A 16967-nucleotide genomic window follows, 5' to 3' on the forward strand; every position below is an offset into this window, starting at 1 on the left:
GGGGGAAGCCAGACAACTGGTCGCGGTGCCCCGTTCAGGAGGCCGCAGCCTGGATGGTCGGAGTCGGACGCTTGTCGAGCACGTCGTCGATCAAGCCGAACTCTTTGGCCTCGGGGGGCGAGAAGAACTTGTCTCGCTCCATGGCCCGCTCGATCTCCTCGATCGTGCGGCCGGTATGGGTGACGTACATCTGGTTCAGCCGGGCCCTGGTCGACAGGATTTCCCGGGCGTGGATCTCGATGTCGGTCGCCTGGCCCTGGGCGCCGCCCGAAGGCTGGTGGATCATGATCCGCGCGTTGGGCAGGGCGAACCGCTTGCCCTTGGCGCCCGCCATCAGCAGCAGCGAGCCGGCCGACGCCGCCTGGCCGAACACCAGGGTCGAGATCTGCGGCCGCACGTACTGCATGGTGTCGTAGACCGCCAGGCCCGAGGTCACCACGCCGCCGGGCGAGTTGATGTAGAAGGAGATGTCCTTGGTCGGATTCTCGGCCTCGAGATAGAGCAGCTGCGCGCACACAAGGCCGGCGACGTTGTCCTCGATCGGTCCGTTGAGGAAGACGATGCGCTCCTTGAGAAGCCTCGACCAGATGTCGTAGCCGCGCTCGCCGCGCGCCGACTGCTCGACGACCATCGGGACGTAGTAGTTGTTGTAGACTTGCAGCGGGTCGCGGTCGCGAATCATCGGTGGCCCTATTGTGACTTCGGAATGAAAGGTGGCAGCGCGGGTGCCCCGGTTCAAGGCCGGCGCCACCACTGGATCAATTCGCCGCCTCGGCGGACTTGTCGTCGGTGGCGGCGTCCTCGCCGGCTTCGCGTGCCGCTTTCATCAATTCCTCCGGCGTAACCGACTTCTCCGACACCTTCGCCAGCTCGAGGATGAAGTCGACGGTCTTCTCCTCGAAGATCGGCGCGCGCATCTGCTCCTTGAGCTGCGGGTTCTTGCCGTAGAACTCGAGCACCTGGCGCTCCTGGCCGGGATAGCGCATGGCCTCGCGCATGATCGCCTGGTTGAGCTCCTCGGGCGTGACGTCAATGGAGTTGGAACGCCCGACATCGGCCAGCAGCAGGCCGAGCCGGACCCGGCGCTCGGCGATCTCGCGATAGTCCTTGCGCAGCTTGTCCTCGTCGTCCTCGAGCTTCTGGCCGTTCTTCTTGGCTTCCTCGATGCGCTGCCAGATGGCGTCGAACTCGCCCTGGATCAGCCCCTCCGGCACCTCGAACTTGTGCGAGTCGGCCAGCTTGTCGAGGAGCTGGCGCTTGACCATCGAGCGCGCGACCTGGGCGTACTCCTGGCCGATGCGGTCGGCGACCGCCTTGCGCATCGCCTCGAGCGTCTCGAAGTTGTTCTTCTTCGCCAGCTCGTCGTCGGCCGGCTTGTCGACGAACTCGCGGATCTCCTTGATCGTGCACTTGAAGACCGCTTCCTTGCCGGCGAGCTCGGCGTTGCCGTAGTCGGCCGGGAACGTCACCTTCACGTCGACGACCTTGCCGACCTCGGCGCCCACCAGCTGGTCCTCGAAGCCGGGAATGAACGAGCCCGAGCCGATCTCCAGCGTGTAGTCCTGCGCCGCGCCGCCGGGAAACTCCTTGCCGTCGACCGAGCCGACGAAGTCGAGGCGGATGGCGTCGCCCTTTTGCGCCGGACGCGGCGGATCGACCGGCTTCTGCTCGCGGCCTGCCTTGGCGATGCGCTCGATCGTCTCGTCGATTTCCTTGTCGGGAACCGCCGCCTTGAGCCGCTCGAGCTCGAGGCCCGAGAAGTCGAGCTTGCCGATCTCCGGCAGCACCTCGACGGCGACCTCGAACTCGACGTCCTTGCCCTCGGCCGGCGCCTGGTCCTTGAAGTCGACGCGCGGCTGCAGGGCGGGTTTGAGGCCGCGATCCTCGATCGTCTTGGCGGTGCTCTGGTTGACCGCCTGCTCGAGCGCCTCGACATAGAGCGCCGGGCCGTACTGCTTCTTCAGCAGGCCGACCGGCACCTTGCCGGGACGAAAGCCGGGCATCTGCGCGGTCTGCGCCAGTTCGCTCAGCCGCTCGTCGACCTTGGCCGACAGCTCGGCCGCGGGGAGCACGATCTTGAATTGCCGCTTGAGCCCTTCGGTCGACAGTTCCGTGACTTGCATCTTCTCTCTTCCATTTCCGGTTGGTGCGGGCGGAGGGACTTGAACCCCCACGCCTTGCGGCACGAGAACCTAAATCTCGCGTGTCTACCAATTCCACCACGCCCGCCCGAGGCCGGCCCGGGCCGTGCCGCGAGGGCCGAATCGCGCGCCTCTTAGCCCGCGCCCGACGGGCGGTCAATTCACGGCCGGATGGGACCGGCGAAAGGCGAAAGCCCCGCCGCCTCCAGTGCTTCGGGAAGGCGATCGACGACATCCTCGGCGATCAGTCCGGGGCGGCCGAAGCGGTAGGCGCTCTCGCCGTGCAGCCAGGCCGCTGCCGACGCGGCGGCGAGCGGTTCCAGGCCCTGGGCGAGGAACGCACCCGCCAAGCCCGCCAGCACGTCGCCCGCGCCCGCCGTGGCCAGCGACGACGGCGCGTGGACATTGACCACGGCACGTCCATCGGGCGCCGCGATCACGGTATCGGGTCCCTTGAGCAGCACGGTCGCGCCGCTGCGTCGCGCCGCGGCCCGCGCCCGCTCGATCTTCGAGCCGGCCGTCAGGTCGGGGAAAAGTCGCCGGAACTCGCCTTCGTGCGGCGTCAGGAGCGCGGGCCCCGCCACGGCACCGAACAGTTCGGCCGGGCGGTCGGCGAAGACGGTGATGGCGTCGGCGTCGAGCAGCGTCGGCCGACGCGATGCCAGGGCGGCGAGCGTGCCGGCCCGCGTACGGTCGTCGACGCCGCTGCCCGGCCCGAGGAGCAGCGCATTGCGTCGCTCGTCGGCCAGCAGCGCCTCGAATGCCGCGCCGTCCCGCGCCTCGACGACCAGATTTCCGGGCTCGGCCGTTCGGTAGACCGAAAGCGACCCGGGCGGCGCGGCGATCGTCACCAGCCCCGCCCCGCCCCGCCGCGCCGCCAACGCCGCGAGCCGCGCCGCGCCGGTCGCCGAGGCGCCGCCCAGGATGGTGAGATGACCGCGCGCATACTTGTGGTCGGCGACCGCGTCGCGCGAGAGCAACCGCGCCCAGAGAGGAGGGGCATTGCGCCACAAACGAGGTGCGATGGCGTCGAGCACCGACTCGGGAATGCCGATGTCGGCGACTTCCAGGACACCGCACAGTGCGAGCCCCACTGCCGAACAGTGTCCGGGTTTGGCCCGGAAGAAGGTGACGGTGAGCTCGGCCCTGGGGGCGCGGCCCATCACCTGCCCGGTGTCGCCGTTCAGGCCGCTCGGCACGTCGACGGCGACCACCGGCAAGCGCTCGTCGTTGATCCGATCGATGACCTCGCCGGCCACCCCGTCGACCGGCCGGCTGAGCCCCGCACCGAACAGCGCATCGACGATCAGCGGGCGTCCCGCCAGCAGCGCGGTCGAGAGCGGCGCCTCCTGCCCCTTCCACAGGCCGGCCGCCCAGGCGGCGTCGCCGCGCAGATGGGACGCCGCGCCGAGCAGGGCCACGCGCACGGCCCATCCGGCCATCTTGAGATGCCGCGCCACGACGAAGCCGTCGCCGCCGTTGTTGCCGGGCCCGCACAGCACCAGCACCGATTGCGCGGGATAGCGACGCAGGATGGCGTCGGCGACCGCGCGGCCGGCGGCTTCCATCAGCTCGCCGCCAGGCACGCCGCCGGCGATGGCGGCAGCATCCGCCTTCGCCATCTCGGCGCAGGTCAGCAGGACGAGATCGCCCTGCGCTGCGAGTATCCCGGGGAGAGGCTCGTCAACCATGGCTGGAGGGAGATTGGGGCGGCCGACCGGACTTGAACCGGCGACATCCAGAATCACAATCTGGCGCTCTAACCAACTGAGCTACGGCCGCCATCGTGGGGTGGCTCCCGACGAAGCGCGCCTTCCTACGCTCCGCCGCCCGGAGCGTCAAGAAACAGCCGGCGTCGGCGGCAACAGCCGGTCGAGGGCACGGATCCACACGGCGCACGCCTCCTCGATGGTCAGGCCATACAGCTCGCGCATGCGGCCCCAGCTCTCGAAGTCGGTGATCGCCTCGAGCGCGAGCAGCATGCGGCGGCGCTCGCCGTCGGACAGGCCCGCGAGCTCGGGCCTGAACATCAGCTCGAGGCGCAGGCGGATCAATTCGCGGATCAACCGGATTCGCTTCTGCAGTTCCTCGGCGCCGGCCGAATCGGCGTTGAGCACGCGCCACAGCGGCAGCCAGCGCTCGCAACCGGCGGCGCGCGATTCGACCTGTGAGCGGATGCGGGTCGGCCGGTCGGCGTCGACGTCGCGCAGCGCACTCTGGGTGCGGGCCTCGGCGATGGCGTAGTCGGCGGCAGCGACCCGCAGCGCCAGCAGATCGGGGAAGCGCTCGAACACCGAGCGCACGGAATACCCCGCGCGTTCCGCGATCTGCGATGCCGTCGGCACCTGCGGGTTCTCCCTGACCAGCGCCATGTAGGCCTCGATGATGAGCTGGCGCGTGCGCTCGCTGCGCAACCGCCGGCCATCGACCCTGTTCGCGCCCGCGAATACCGCCGGATCGCTGGCCGGCCCGCTCGCCGGCTCGTCGGGACGCCCGCTCATGCCGTCACGCCGTCTGTGCTGTCTGCGGGGACTGCGGCAGCAGGCGGTCGATCGCCTCGACCCACAAGTCGCACGCTTCCTGGAACGACAGGCCGTCGATCGTCCGCAGGCGGGTCCATACCTCCATGTCAGTCAGCGCTTCGAGCACGATCAGCATATGGCGCCGCTCCGGCTCGCCGAGCGTCGACAGCTCGGGCTTGTACATCAACTCCATCCGCTCGACGGTCCGCTCGCGCGCCACGCGGACGCGGAGCTTCAACTCGTCCGATTCCTTCTGGCTGTCGAGCAGCACGCGCCACAGGCCGGCGCCGCGTTCGCAGGTGAAGGCGCGCGTCTCCACTTGCGAGCGGATGCGGGTCGCCCGGTCGGCGTTGACGTGGCGCGGCGGTGCCAGCGCCGCGGCCTGCGACAGCCCGTAGTCGGTCGCCGCGACGCGCAGGGCGATGAGGTCGGGAAAGCGTTCGAACACCGACCGCACCGAGTATCCCGCCCGCTCGGCGATCTGCACCGCCGTCGGCATGGCCGGCTCCTCCCGAAGCAGCGCCAGAAAGGCCTCGATGATGAGCTGCTTGGTCCGTTCGCTGCGCAGCCGCCGCCCATCCACCCGGGGCGGAACCCGCGGGATGCCGGTCTGTGACACGGCACTATCCATCAAGGTGCCCCCGAAGGGGATGAGCGAACGGTGAACATGCCGGGTCCCTGCAACCACGCCAAAGATTTGGCAATTGGAGTGCAGTAATAATAGGAGGCGGTGACTGCGACGTCCCCCAGAATTGTATCCATTGTGGTAGTTGTCGCTAAATGCAGCGAGATTGCGCCCTAACTGCAGAAATGGCGCCTCAAACGGTCGACCGCCTTGTCCAAGGTCTCGTCGTGTTTGCAGAAGCAGAAGCGGGCCAGGTGGCGCGGCGCCGCCATCGGATCGTCGTAGAAGGCGCTGACCGGCACGGCCGTGACCCCTGCCGCCGTGGTGATGTGGCGGCAGAAATCCTCGTCGCTGCCGTTGAAGCCGAGCGGCCGGAAGTCGGTCGTGACGAAATAGGTGCCGTGGGCTGGCAGCACCTCGAAGCCGATCTCGGCCAGCGCGACGGCCAGCCGGTCGCGCTTGCGCTGCATGTCGGCGGCGAGCTGTGAGAAATAAGTGTCGGCTAGGCGCAATCCGGTCGCCGCCCCCCATTGCAGGTTGGGCGGCGTGGTGAAGGTCATGAACTGGTGGGTCTTGGCGATCGGCTTCAGCAGCTCGGTGCAGGCGGTGATGTAGCCCACCTTCCATCCGGTCAGGCTGAAGCTCTTGCCGGCCGAGCCGATGCGCACCGACCGCTCGCGCATGCCCGGCAAGGTCATGATCGAGACGTGCCGGCGGTCGTCGAAGATGATGTGCTCGTAGACCTCGTCGCACACGGCATAGGCGTCGTGCTTGCGGCAGAGCCCGGCGATGAATTCCAGTTCGTCCCGATCGAACACCTTGGAACAGGGGTTCATCGGCGTGTTGAAGAGGATGAGCTTGGTGCGCTCGCTGAAGGCCGCGGCGAGCGCCTCGCGCGGCAGGCGCCAGGTCGGCGGCTCGACGCGGACGAGGCGCGGGATGCCCCCCGCCCGGCGCACGATCGGCAGATAGGAATCGTAGAGCGGCTCGATCAGCACCACCTCGTCGCCCGGCTCGATCAGGCCGAACAGGCAGTCGCCCAGCGCCTCGGTGGCGCCCGACGTCACCAGCACCTCGCTTTGCCCGTCGATGTCGAGGCCCTGGAAGCGCTTGGCGTGCTCGGCCACCGCCTGCCGCAACTCGGGGATGCCCATCATCGGCGGATACTGGTTGTGGCCGTCCATCAGGAACTTGGCGGCGGCTTCGCGCACCTCGGGCGGGCCCTTGTCGTCGGGGAAGCCCTGCCCGAGGTTGACCGACTGGTGCTCGCGGGCGAGCGCCGACATCACCTCGAACACGGTGGTTCCGAGGCCGGACATCAGCAGGTTGGCGGATTTCATGGAGGCGTCGTTCCTGATGTTTTATTGGGCATATTTTCGCCCGTTCCATAGGCATGTCGCCCAAACGATGGTCATTCCGGCTTCTGAACTTTAGAGGAGGTCTGTGGAAAATCCTGGCACGAAAGATGCTAGTGGCCGCTCACGGGCTGTCGAAACCGGTGGCGCCGCTGCGCCCGCCTGCGGAGTGTCTGGAGCAAATGAAGAAGATCGAAGCGATCATCAAGCCTTTCAAACTCGACGAGGTCAAAGACGCCCTCAACCAGATCGGCCTGAAGGGCATAACCGTCCTCGAAGCCAAGGGCTTCGGACGGCAGAAGGGCCACACCGAGCTCTACCGCGGCGCCGAGTATGTCGTCGACTTCCTGCCCAAGGTGAAGATCGAGCTGATCATCGAGGACGAGATGGTGGAAAAGGCCGTCGAGGCGATCCGCAACTCGGCCCATACCGGCCGCATCGGCGACGGCAAGATCTTCGTGTCGGGCATCGACGAAGCCATTCGAATTCGTACTGGTGAGCGTGGTGACGCCGCCGTATGACAAGCGGCCCTTGGGGGCTGGGACCGTAACCACAGAAGAGGGACGACGATAAATGGATGCCAAGCAAGTTCTCGCGATGATCAAGGAGAAGGACGTCAAGTTCGTCGACTTCCGTTTCACCGATCCTCGCGGCAAGTGGCAGCACACGGCCCGCATGGCCTCCGCCACCGACGAGGGCACGTTCGCCGACGGCGTCATGTTCGACGGCTCCTCGATCTCCGGCTGGAAGGCGATCAACGAGTCCGACATGATCCTGATGCCCGATCCGGCGACGGCTGTGCTCGACCCCTTCACCGCCCAGACGACGCTGATCGTGAACTGCGACGTCATCGAGCCGTCGACCGGCCAGATGTACGCGCGCTGCCCGCGCTCGACCGCCAAGCGCGCCGAGGCCTTCATGAAGTCGTCCGGCGTCGGCGACACCGCCGTGTTCGGCCCCGAGCTCGAGTTCTTCGTGTTCGACGACGTGCGCTTCGACGTCGCGATGGGCGGCAGCTTCTACAGGATCGCCTCCTCCGAATCGCCGTGGAACACCGGCGCCGAGGTCGAGGGCGGCAACCTCGCCCACCGGCCCGGCGTCAAGGGCGGCTACTTCCCGGTCCAGCCGGTCGATTCGATGAACGACCTGCGCGCCGAGATGATGTCGGTCTGCACCGAGATGGGCCTGGTCATGGAGATCCATCACCACGAGGTGGCGCCGGCGCAGAACGAGCTCGGCTTCCGCTTCGACACCCTGGTGAAGACCGCCGACAACGTGCAGAAGTACAAGTACACCCTGCACAACGTCGCCCACAGCTACGGCAAGTCGCTGACCTTCATGCCGAAGCCGCTCTACGGCGACAACGGCTCGGGCATGCACACCCACCAGTCGATCTGGAAGGACAACAAGCCGCTGTTCGCCGGCTCGGGCTACGCCGACCTGTCGGAGACGGCGCTGTACTACATCGGCGGCATCATCAAGCACGCCAAGGCGCTCAACGCCTTCTGCAACGCCAGCACCAACTCCTACAAGCGCGTCATCCCGGGCTTCGAGGCGCCGGTGCTGCTCGCCTACTCCTCGCGCAACCGCTCGGCCTCGTGCCGCATCCCCTACGCGTCGTCGCCCAAGGGCAAGCGCGTCGAGGTGCGCTTCCCCGATCCGTCGGCCAACCCCTACCTCGCCTTCGCGGCGATGCTGATGGCCGGCCTCGACGGCATCCAGAACAAGATCCATCCGGGCGATCCGATGGACAAGAACCTCTACGACCTGCCGCCCGAGGAGTTGTCCAAGGTGCCGACCGTGGCCGGCAGCCTGCGCGAGGCGCTGAACGCGCTCGACGGCGACCGCTCGTTCCTGACCAAGGGCGGCGTGTTCACCGACGACCAGATCGACGCCTACATGGAGCTCAAGTGGGAAGAGGTCTACGCCTGGGAACACCAGCCCGCACCGATCGAGTACAAGATGTACTACTCGGTCTGATTTCCGTTTCGACGTTTTCGATCCATGGAAGGGCCCGCTGTCGCGGGCCCTTCTTTTGTCGGAAGATGCGCCGGCAAGGGAGGAACGGCCATGCCGAACTGGATGGACGAGGCGATGAAGGAGCTGCGCCCCTGGGTCGGGCGGGTGCGCGCGACGGAGGACGATGTCGGGCTGATGGCGGTGCGCCGCGCCGCCGGCACCTTCAATCTCGATCCCGAGAGCTTCAAGCCGGGCAGCGAGCTGCCGCCGCACTGGTTCACCCTGTTCGGCGTCGAGACCGTGCGGCAGGACGACATCGGTCCGGACGGCCACGCCAAGAAGGGCGTCGTGCTGCCGCCGATCCCCATGCCGCGCCGCATGGGTGCGGGCCGACGGGTCAGGATCATGGGCCGGCTGAAGGCCGGCGTGCCGGCGGTGAAGAAGGCCGAGGTCGTCGACATCGTCCCCAAGAGCGGCCGCTCGGGCGACATCTTCGTGCTGACCATGCGCCACACCTACGAGCAGGCCGGCAAGACCGTCGCGGTCGACGATTTCGACGCGATCTACCGGCCTGCCGTGCCGCCCGGCCAGAAGACCACGCAGACCGTCGCCACGCCGGCACCCGCCGACCATGTCTGGTCGGAGAAGACCGCGCTCAGCAACGCGCTCAACTTCCGCTATTCGTCGCTCACCTGGAACGCGCACCGCATCCACTACGACGGCGACTACACGCGCAGCGAGGAAGGCTACCCCGCCCTCGTCTCCAACGGCGGCCTGTCGATGCATCTGATGGTCGACGCCGCGCTCAAGCACGCCACGGGCACGCTCACGGGCTACACCGCGCGTCTCGTCCATCCGCTGTGGGTCGGCGACCTGATCGACGTGCGCGGCGGGGCGCCGAAGGACGGCAGGCTCAGGATCTGGGCCGCCGACAAGAACGGCGTGCTGTGCGGCGAGATGGATCTGGAGTTTTCCTGATGGCCGGTCCGCTCAAAGGCGTGCGCGTCGTCGATCTCACCACGGTGGTCGTCGGCCCGATCTGCACGCGCACCTTGGCCGACTACGGCGCCGACGTCATCAAGGTCGAGGCGCCCGGCGGCGACCTGCTGCGCACCATGGCCGAGGGCAGCCGCAACCCCGGCATGTCCGGCAAGTTCATCAACTTCAACCGCAACAAGCGCTCGATCGGGCTCGACATCAAGAAGCCCGAGGGGCTGGCGGCGCTGCTGCGCCTGCTCGAGCGCGCCGACGTGTTCGTGAGCAACGTGCGGCCCGACGGCCTGGCGCGCGCCGGCCTCGATCACGCGAGCCTCGCGAAGAAGAACCCGCGGCTGATCCACTGCTCGATCCTCGCCTTCGGCCGCGGCGGCCGCTACTTCAACCGGCCGGCCTACGACCCCGTCATCCAGAGCCTGTCGGGCGTCGCCGGCACCATCGCGCGCGCGACCGGCGAGCCGCGCTTCGTGCCCATGGTGATGAGCGACCATGTCAGCGGCCTGATCGCCGCGCAGGCCATCGGCTTTGCCCTGTTCCGCCGCGAGAAGACCGGCACGGGCGAGGCGATCGACGTGCCGATGCTCGAGAACATGGCGTCGTTCGTGGCAAGCGAGCATCTCGGCGCGGTGACCTTCGACCCGCCCGTCGGGCCGACCGGCGACGGCCGCCTGCTCAGCCCGAACTATCGGCCGGTGCCGACCAGGGACGGCTACGTCACCGTGCGGCCCAACACCAACGCCCAGGCCTTCGCCTTCTTCGACGCCATCGGCCGGCCCGAACTCAAGACCGACCCGCGCTTCGACAGCGCGGCGTCGCGCACCAGGAATGCCAGGGCTTACTTCGAGGTCCAGGCGACCAGCCTCGGCGGCAAGACGACCGACGAATGGGTCGAGCTGTTCGACAAGCTCGACGTGCCGGCGGCGCGCTACAACACCATCGACGAGCTGCTGACCGACCCGCACCTGCGCGATGTCGGCTTCTTCCGCGCCGAAGAGCATCCGAGCGAAGGCAAAATTCGCCGCACCAGGCTCGCCAACGTCTTCTCGGGCGGCGAGCGTGAGGATCCCACGCACGCTCCGCGCTACGGCGAGCACACGCGTGAGCTGCTGGCGGAAGTCGGCTACAGCGCCGCCGAGATCGACCGCATGCTCGCCGACGAGGCGGCGGCTTAGGTCACCGCGCGTCGCGTTTCGCCTGGGCGACGGCGGCGGCCTTGCGCAGCCGGCCGCGCTCCATCGGACGCACCAGCGCCGGCGCGCGCGGGTTCTCCTTTCGCCGCAGGCCGCCATGGGCGTGCCTGGTGTTCAGGGATGCCGCGGCGTTCTCTCCCGACTCCGCCTGCTTCATCGCCAACGCCTTGTGCGCGCTCGCCACCAGCGCGAGGCGTGCGCCCATCCGCCGGCGCCTCTCGGCTTCGCCGTTGAGCCGTCGCATCGCCGACGCCAGCACCGCCAGCTTGAGCTTCGAGCCGTCGTCGGCCTGCGCCGGCGTGGCGCCGCGCGGCTCTGACTTGCCGCGCATCTCGCGCCGGCGCCGCTCGGCCATGGTCCTCGCCCGGTCGCGCCGTTCACGCACCAGCTTCACGACTTCGGAGAGCTCGGCGTCCGAAAGTCCCTGGACCGCCGGATGATGCGACTTGCCGACGAGGTCCCGCTCATCCGAGCTCAGGGCGCGATTCTCTTCCTTCCGTGTGACGGCCATGGTGCCTCCCTATCTTTCCCGATCGACGGCGCCGATCGTCGCCGTCGATCGGGGCGGTCTTGTGGCAACGGCTCCCGCGCCGCGATCGTGCCTCAGAACGGCCGATCGCCCTCGATCAGCACCCGGTGCATGATCCGCTGCTCGCCCATCGGATAGTCGATCACGACCCGGTGCATGGTGGCGCGGTTGTCCCACACCACGATGTCGCCCGCCTTCCACACATGGCCGTGGTGGTGCCGCGGCTTGCGCGCCTCGTCGGCGAGCTCGTCGAGCAGCGCGTCGCTTTCCTCGCGCGGCAGGCCGACGATGCGGTCGAGCCGGTTGGGATTGAGATAGACCGCCTTGCGGCCGGTCTCCGGATGGGTGCGCACCAGCGGGTGCTCGACGTCGGGCGTCTCGGCGATCTCCTGCGGCGTGCGCGGCGAGGGCCGGTTGCGCGCCCGGGGCGTGTCGTAGCCGTGGACGGCGCGCAGGCCCGCGATGCGCTTGCGCGTCGCCTCGGGCAGCGCCTCGTAGACCGAGTGCATGTTGCAGAACCAGGTCGCGCCGCCGCGGCTCGGGATCTCGATGCCGTGCAGCAGGGTCGCCTTGGCGGGCACCGCGAAATAGGAATCGTCGGTGTGCCAGTCCTCGGCGCGGATCGCCGTCTTGTCGGTCGTGCCGTCGGCCATCAGGGTCGAGACCATGATGGAGACGTCGGGCACCGCATCGTCGCGCTTGTAGCGCAGGAGCTGCCGCTGCGGCCGGCCGAAGGCCCGCGCGAAGGTGCGCGTCTGTTCCGGCGTCATGCACTCGCCCGGAACGACCACCAGCAGATGCTCGGCGAGCGCGCGGTTGAGCAGCGCCGCCACCGCGGGTTCGCCGGCTCGCGCGCGATCCAGCCCCTCAATACGCGCGCCGAGCGCGCCGCCCGTGGGAACGACCTCGATCCTGCTCATGCCACGAGTCTAGCGCGCGAACAGGGTGGAAACCAATTCCGCGACTCGGGCCCGCAGGCGCCGGACCAGCGCCTGCGCCGCCTGCCACGCCGGCAGCGCCCGCACGAATTCATAGGCGCGGTCGCGCCAGTCGAAGAACCGGGTGTCGAGGCGGGCGTACCAGCCGATCTTCATCAGCGACGGCCGCAGCAGGCGGTAGAGCCGCGCCAGGAGGGCGGTCGCGGTCAGCTTGGCGGCGACGACGATGCCGACCGCCAGGCTGTAATGGCCGTGGATCACGAACCAGACCGCCGACAGCTTGACCGGCAGGATGAGCGCGGACGGGCCGACGAAGGCGCCGAGCGCTGCCCACGGCGGCAAGGTCACCAGCCATGCCTCGAATCGGGCCACCGGCGGCCAGCGCGCGAACGCCGCCATCATGACGTTGAGGTAACGGATCAGCGTCTGTTCGAAGAACACGATGCCCGCCGCGATCGGCAGCAGCAGCACCTGCAGCAGGCGTTTGCGATGGCTATTCATCCCGGCCCAGCATACACCGTCGACCATGCTGCGACGCCGTACCCTCGGTCCGCTGATGGCCGCCGCCTCGCTCGCGCCGCTCACGGCGGAGGCGCAGGGCGCGCCTCCCCTCACCCGCATCGCCTTCGGCTCCTGCGCCGACCAGAGGCGGCCGCAGCCGATCTGGGACGCCATCCTCGCCTATCGGCCCGACCTGTTCGTCTTCATGGGCGACAACGTCTACGGCGATTTCGGCTCCGCCGACGCCGCCCCGCTTCGGGAAGCCTATGCCGAAGCGGCCGCGATCGAGCCCTATGCGCGGCTGATGCGCACGGTGCCCCATCTCGCGGTGTGGGACGACCACGACTACGGCCGCAACGACGCCGGCGCCTCCTTCCCGCACAAGCAGGTGTCGAAGGAGCTGTTCCTCGACTTCTTCCACGCCCCGGCAACGGACGTGCGACGCACGCGCGAGGGCATCTACGATTCCCGCATCGTCGGCCCGCCGGGCATGCGCGTGCAGGTCATCCTGCTCGACATCCGCTGGTTCAAGTCGCCCTGGAAGCCGACCGACCAGCGCGGCGCGCCGGGCAGGGAACGTTACCTGCCGGACCCCGATCCGACGAAGACCATGCTGGGCGACGCCCAGTGGGCGTGGCTCGCCACCGAACTGCGCAAGCCGGCCGAGCTGCGCCTCCTCGTCTCTTCCATCCAGGTCCTCGCCGACGGTCATGGCTGGGAGCGCTGGGGAAATTTCCCGCTCGAGCGCGAGAAACTCTTCGCCGCCATCCGGGAGGCACGCGCCGGCGGCGTGGTGATGATCTCCGGCGACCGCCATATCGGCGCGCTCTACCGCGAGCGGCCGGCCGGCCTCTATGCGCTGACCGAGGCGACATCGAGCGGCCTCAACCAGTTCTATTGGGCGGCCAGGGAAGCCGGCCCCAACCGCCTTGGCGAGCTCTACGCCATGCCGAACTTCGGCGTGGTCGACGTCGATTGGTGGGAACGCAGCGTCACGCTCGCCCTGCGCGACACCGGCGGCACCGTGCGCCGGAGCACCACCCTGCGGCTGGACGACCTCGCCTTCAGCTGACGGCGCAGCAGTCGTATAATTTACTATACGTTTCACTGCGAATATGCCATACAGCCGGCATGGCGACATCCAGCCTGCCGGCCGATAGAACCCCGCCGCGAGGGATTGCGCGGTTTTCGCGACGCCCTTTCTCCGGCCGCCGCGTCGGCCTCGGAATGAGTTTTGGCGATTTTGGCGATTTTGGCGAACGATTTTGGTTCCGTGAACGGACCATTTGTACAGTTGCGGCAGTTCCTGCAGTTTCTGCAGCCGTGCGGCGGCGCGCCGGCTACACCGTCTTGACCAGCTCGGCGATGGCGGCGCCGACGGTCCTCGTGTCGCCGTTGCCGCCGAGGTCGCGCGTGCGCGGGCCGCCCTCGACCAGCGAGGCGGCGATGGCGCGCTCGATGGCGTCGGCCGCCTCGGGATAACCGAGATGACGCACCATCATGGCGCCCGACCAGATCTGGCCGATCGGGTTGGCGATCCCCTTGCCGGCGATGTCGGGCGCCGAGCCGTGCACCGGCTCGAACATCGAGGGGAACTTGCGCTCGGGATTGATGTTGCCAGAGGGCGCCACGCCGATCGAGCCGGTGAGCGCCGGACCGAGATCCGACAGGATGTCGCCGAACAGGTTGGAGCCGACGACGACGTCGAACCAGTCGGGATTGCGCACGAAGTGCGCCGTCAGGATGTCGATGTGATACTGGTCGGCCTTGATGTCGGGATACTTCTTGCGCATCTCGGCGAAGCGCTCGTCCCAGAACGGCATGGTGTGGATGATGCCGTTGGACTTGGTCGCCGAGGTGACATGCTTCTTCTTCGTCGTGCTGGCGAAGTCGAAGGCGAACTTCAGCACGCGGTCGACGCCCTTGCGCGTGAAGATGGCCTGCTGGATCGCCATCTCGTCGTCGGTGCCCTGGAACATGCGGCCACCGATCGAGCTGTACTCACCCTCGGTGTTCTCGCGCACCACCCAGAAATCGATCTCGCCCGGCTTGCGGTTGGCGAGCGGGCTGGGCACGCCCTCGAACAGGCGCACAGGACGGAGGTTCACGTATTCGTCGAACTCGCGGCGGATCGGGATCAGCAGGCCCCACAGCGAGACGTGATCGGGCACGCCCGGCCAGCCGACGGCGCCGAGGAAGATGCTCTCGAAGCCCTTCAGCGTCTCCATGCCGTCGTCGGGCATCATCTTGCCCGTCTTGGCGAAGCGGTCGCACGACCAGTCGTAGTCGGTGAAGTCGAGCTGGAAACCGAAGCGGCGTGCCGCGGCCTCGAGCACGCGCACCCCCTCGGGCACGACCTCCTTGCCGATTCCGTCCCCCGGAATGAGTGCGATCTTGTGCCTGGCCATGCGTTTCCTCCCTCGCCGCCGCCCGACGTATAATGAACGCCGATCCAGGAGCAAGCCCCAGGGAAATCCGGAGAAGTTCGATGGCCTACGATCTCAAGATCACCAATGGCACGATCGTCGACGGCAGCGGCAAGCCGGGATTCGTCGGCGACGTCGGCATCGCGGACGGCAGGATCGTCTCGCTCGGCAGGGCCGAGGGATCGGCCACGACCACCATCGACGCCAAGGGCCGGGTCGTGGCGCCCGGATTCGTCGACGTTCACACCCACTATGACGCGCAGATCCTGTGGGACCGCCTGCTGTCGATCTCGCCGTGGCACGGCGTGACGACCACCGTAATCGGCAATTGCGGCTTCGGCGTCGCGCCGACCCGCGCCGCGCACCGCAACCTCGTCCTGCAGACGCTCGAGAAGGTCGAGGGCATGAGCCTCGACGCCCTGCAGGCCGGGCTGGGCACCGCCTGGCCGTTCGAGACCTTTCCGCAGTATCTCGACACGCTGGAGAAGCGCGGCTCGGCGATCAACGTCGCCGCCCTGTTCGGCCACACGCCGCTGCGCCTTTACGTCATGGGCGAGGAATCGACCGAGCGCGCCGCCACGCCCGACGAGATCAAGGCGATGAAGGGCCTGGTGCGCGAGGCGATGGAGGCCGGCGCCATCGGCTTCGGCACCTCGGTCTCGGTGAGCCACAACGGCTATGCCGGCAAGCCGGTGCCGAGCCGGCAGGCCACGGTCGAGGAGATGGACCAGCTCGTCTCGGTGATGGGCGAGATGAAGCGCGGCCTGATGCAGATCACGATCGGCCGCGACTTCTCGACCCGCCACATGGCCGAGGTCAGCCGCAAGTACGGCGTCCCTGTCACCTGGACGGCGCTGCTTTCGCACCTCTACGGCCCTGGCGGCCATCGCAAGCAGCTCGACCTCGCCGCCGAACAGCGCAGGTCGGGCGCCATGGTCATCCCGCAGGTGAGCTGCCGGCCGCTCAATTTCGAGTTCACCTTCGCCGAGCCCTTCATCCTCGACGTCATGAAGTTCATGAACGAGCTCGCCATCGCCGAAGCCCGCGAGCCCGGCGCGCGCCGCCGCGCCTATGCCGATCCGGCGTGGCGCGAGAAGCTGCGCTCGGAGGTGACCCCGCTCTTCCGCGACTGGTGGGACCGCGTCGTCATCGCCTGGGCGCCGTCCGCACGCGAGCTCGAGGAGCAGCCGCTCGCCGCCGCGGCCGCGCGGCTCGGCAAGGATCCGGTCGACCTCGCGCTCGACCTCGCCCTCGCCAACGACCTGCAGGCCCGCTTTCGCATGGCCGTCATGAACTTCGACGAGAAGGAAGTGGCCGAGCTGATCACCGACCCGCACACCATCATCGCGCTGTCCGACGCCGGCGCGCACGCCAGCCAGCTCTGCGACGCCTGCTACTCCACCCATCTGCTGGGCCACTGGGTGCGCGAGCGCGGCACGCTGACCGTCGAGCAGGCCGTGCACCACCTCACGCAGCGGCCGGCCGAGATGTTCGGCATCACCGATCGCGGCCTGCTGGCCGAGGGCCGGCCGGCCGACGTGGTTGTGTTCGATCCGGCGACCGTCGGTCCCGGCCCGCTGCGCCGCGTCTACGACCTGCCGGCCGGCGCCGACCGCCTGGTCTCGGATGCCAACGGCGTCGATGCCGTGATCGTCAACGGCCGGCTGATCCGCCGCGACGGCAGGGACGTCGTCGCCAACGACGACAAGCTGCCGGGCCGCCTGTTGCGGCACGGCAGGGCCGCCTGAACACGCTCGGTGTCATCCCGAGCGCCGCGAGGGACCT

General features: G+C 68.3%; 16 protein-coding genes and 2 tRNA genes. 6 read left to right on the top strand and 12 right to left on the bottom strand.

Annotated features, from left to right (window positions below):
* Positions 1-34: 34 nt before the first annotated feature.
* The 8 genes from KIT25_13305 to KIT25_13340 form a co-directional block, all read right to left on the bottom strand.
* Positions 35-682, bottom strand: a complete 648-nt coding sequence (locus KIT25_13305) for an ATP-dependent Clp protease proteolytic subunit (protein ID UYN93051.1) — start codon at positions 680-682, stop codon at positions 35-37.
* Between the two features lie 76 nt (positions 683-758).
* The gene (gene tig / locus KIT25_13310) at positions 759-2123 is read right to left on the bottom strand and encodes a trigger factor (GenBank protein ID UYN93052.1); all 1365 of its coding nucleotides are present in this window, start codon (positions 2121-2123) and stop codon (positions 759-761) included.
* A gap of 21 nt (positions 2124-2144) precedes the next feature.
* Positions 2145-2229 (bottom strand) — tRNA-Leu (locus KIT25_13315).
* Between the two features lie 73 nt (positions 2230-2302).
* Positions 2303-3832, bottom strand: a complete 1530-nt coding sequence (locus tag KIT25_13320; GenBank protein ID UYN93053.1) for an NAD(P)H-hydrate dehydratase — start codon at positions 3830-3832, stop codon at positions 2303-2305.
* Between the two features lie 14 nt (positions 3833-3846).
* Positions 3847-3923, bottom strand: a tRNA-His gene (locus tag KIT25_13325).
* Positions 3924-3979: 56 nt separating this feature from the next.
* Positions 3980-4642: a hypothetical protein gene (locus KIT25_13330; protein ID UYN93054.1), complete on the bottom strand. Its 663-nt coding sequence runs from the start codon at positions 4640-4642 to the stop codon at positions 3980-3982.
* A 4-nt stretch (positions 4643-4646) separates the two neighbouring features.
* Entirely contained in the window at positions 4647-5282 is a 636-nt protein-coding gene (locus tag KIT25_13335; GenBank protein UYN93055.1) for a TetR/AcrR family transcriptional regulator, read from the bottom strand.
* Between the two features lie 179 nt (positions 5283-5461).
* Positions 5462-6628 carry an aminotransferase gene (locus KIT25_13340; GenBank protein UYN93056.1) on the bottom strand — a complete coding sequence of 389 codons (1167 nt, stop codon included), beginning with the start codon at positions 6626-6628 and terminating at the stop codon, positions 5462-5464.
* A gap of 197 nt (positions 6629-6825) precedes the next feature.
* Between KIT25_13340 and KIT25_13345 the strand changes: the two genes are divergently transcribed.
* From KIT25_13345 to KIT25_13360, 4 genes are all read left to right on the top strand, one after another.
* Complete coding sequence (locus KIT25_13345) at positions 6826-7164, top strand: P-II family nitrogen regulator (protein ID UYN97927.1); 339 nt, start codon at positions 6826-6828, stop codon at positions 7162-7164.
* 52 nt (positions 7165-7216) lie between these two features.
* Positions 7217-8623, top strand: coding sequence for a type I glutamate--ammonia ligase (gene glnA, locus KIT25_13350; protein ID UYN93057.1), 1407 nt, complete (start codon positions 7217-7219; stop codon positions 8621-8623).
* Between the two features lie 90 nt (positions 8624-8713).
* Positions 8714-9580 carry a hypothetical protein gene (locus KIT25_13355; protein ID UYN93058.1) on the top strand — a complete coding sequence of 289 codons (867 nt, stop codon included), beginning with the start codon at positions 8714-8716 and terminating at the stop codon, positions 9578-9580.
* Positions 9577-10770, top strand: a complete 1194-nt coding sequence (locus KIT25_13360) for a CoA transferase (protein UYN97928.1) — start codon at positions 9577-9579, stop codon at positions 10768-10770. The genes KIT25_13355 and KIT25_13360 overlap by 4 nt, the downstream gene beginning before the upstream one ends.
* A 1-nt stretch (position 10771) precedes the next feature.
* Here KIT25_13360 and KIT25_13365 read toward each other — a convergent pair whose 3' ends face one another.
* The 3 genes from KIT25_13365 to KIT25_13375 all read right to left on the bottom strand — a co-directional run bounded on the left by KIT25_13365 (position 10772) and on the right by KIT25_13375 (position 12756).
* Positions 10772-11299: a hypothetical protein gene (locus KIT25_13365; protein UYN93059.1), complete on the bottom strand. Its 528-nt coding sequence runs from the start codon at positions 11297-11299 to the stop codon at positions 10772-10774.
* Positions 11300-11391: 92 nt separating this feature from the next.
* Positions 11392-12237, bottom strand: coding sequence for a TauD/TfdA family dioxygenase (locus KIT25_13370; protein UYN93060.1), 846 nt, complete (start codon positions 12235-12237; stop codon positions 11392-11394).
* Between the two features lie 9 nt (positions 12238-12246).
* A complete protein-coding gene (locus tag KIT25_13375) occupies positions 12247-12756 on the bottom strand; it encodes a hypothetical protein (GenBank protein ID UYN93061.1) in 510 nt (169 codons plus the stop codon).
* A 25-nt stretch (positions 12757-12781) separates the two neighbouring features.
* On the opposite strand from KIT25_13375, the gene KIT25_13380 reads away from it, so the two are divergent.
* Positions 12782-13828: an alkaline phosphatase family protein gene (locus KIT25_13380; protein UYN93062.1), complete on the top strand. Its 1047-nt coding sequence runs from the start codon at positions 12782-12784 to the stop codon at positions 13826-13828.
* A 268-nt stretch (positions 13829-14096) separates the two neighbouring features.
* On the opposite strand, the gene KIT25_13385 is transcribed toward KIT25_13380, so the two are convergent.
* The gene (locus KIT25_13385) at positions 14097-15164 is read right to left on the bottom strand and encodes a tartrate dehydrogenase (GenBank protein ID UYN93063.1); all 1068 of its coding nucleotides are present in this window, start codon (positions 15162-15164) and stop codon (positions 14097-14099) included.
* Between the two features lie 80 nt (positions 15165-15244).
* On the opposite strand from KIT25_13385, the gene KIT25_13390 reads away from it, so the two are divergent.
* Positions 15245-16930, top strand: a complete 1686-nt coding sequence (locus KIT25_13390; protein ID UYN93064.1) for an amidohydrolase family protein — start codon at positions 15245-15247, stop codon at positions 16928-16930.
* Positions 16931-16967 lie beyond the last annotated feature (37 nt).

The sequence above is a fragment of the Enhydrobacter sp. genome (assembly GCA_025808875.1).
Lineage (GTDB): Bacteria > Pseudomonadota > Alphaproteobacteria > Reyranellales > Reyranellaceae > Reyranella.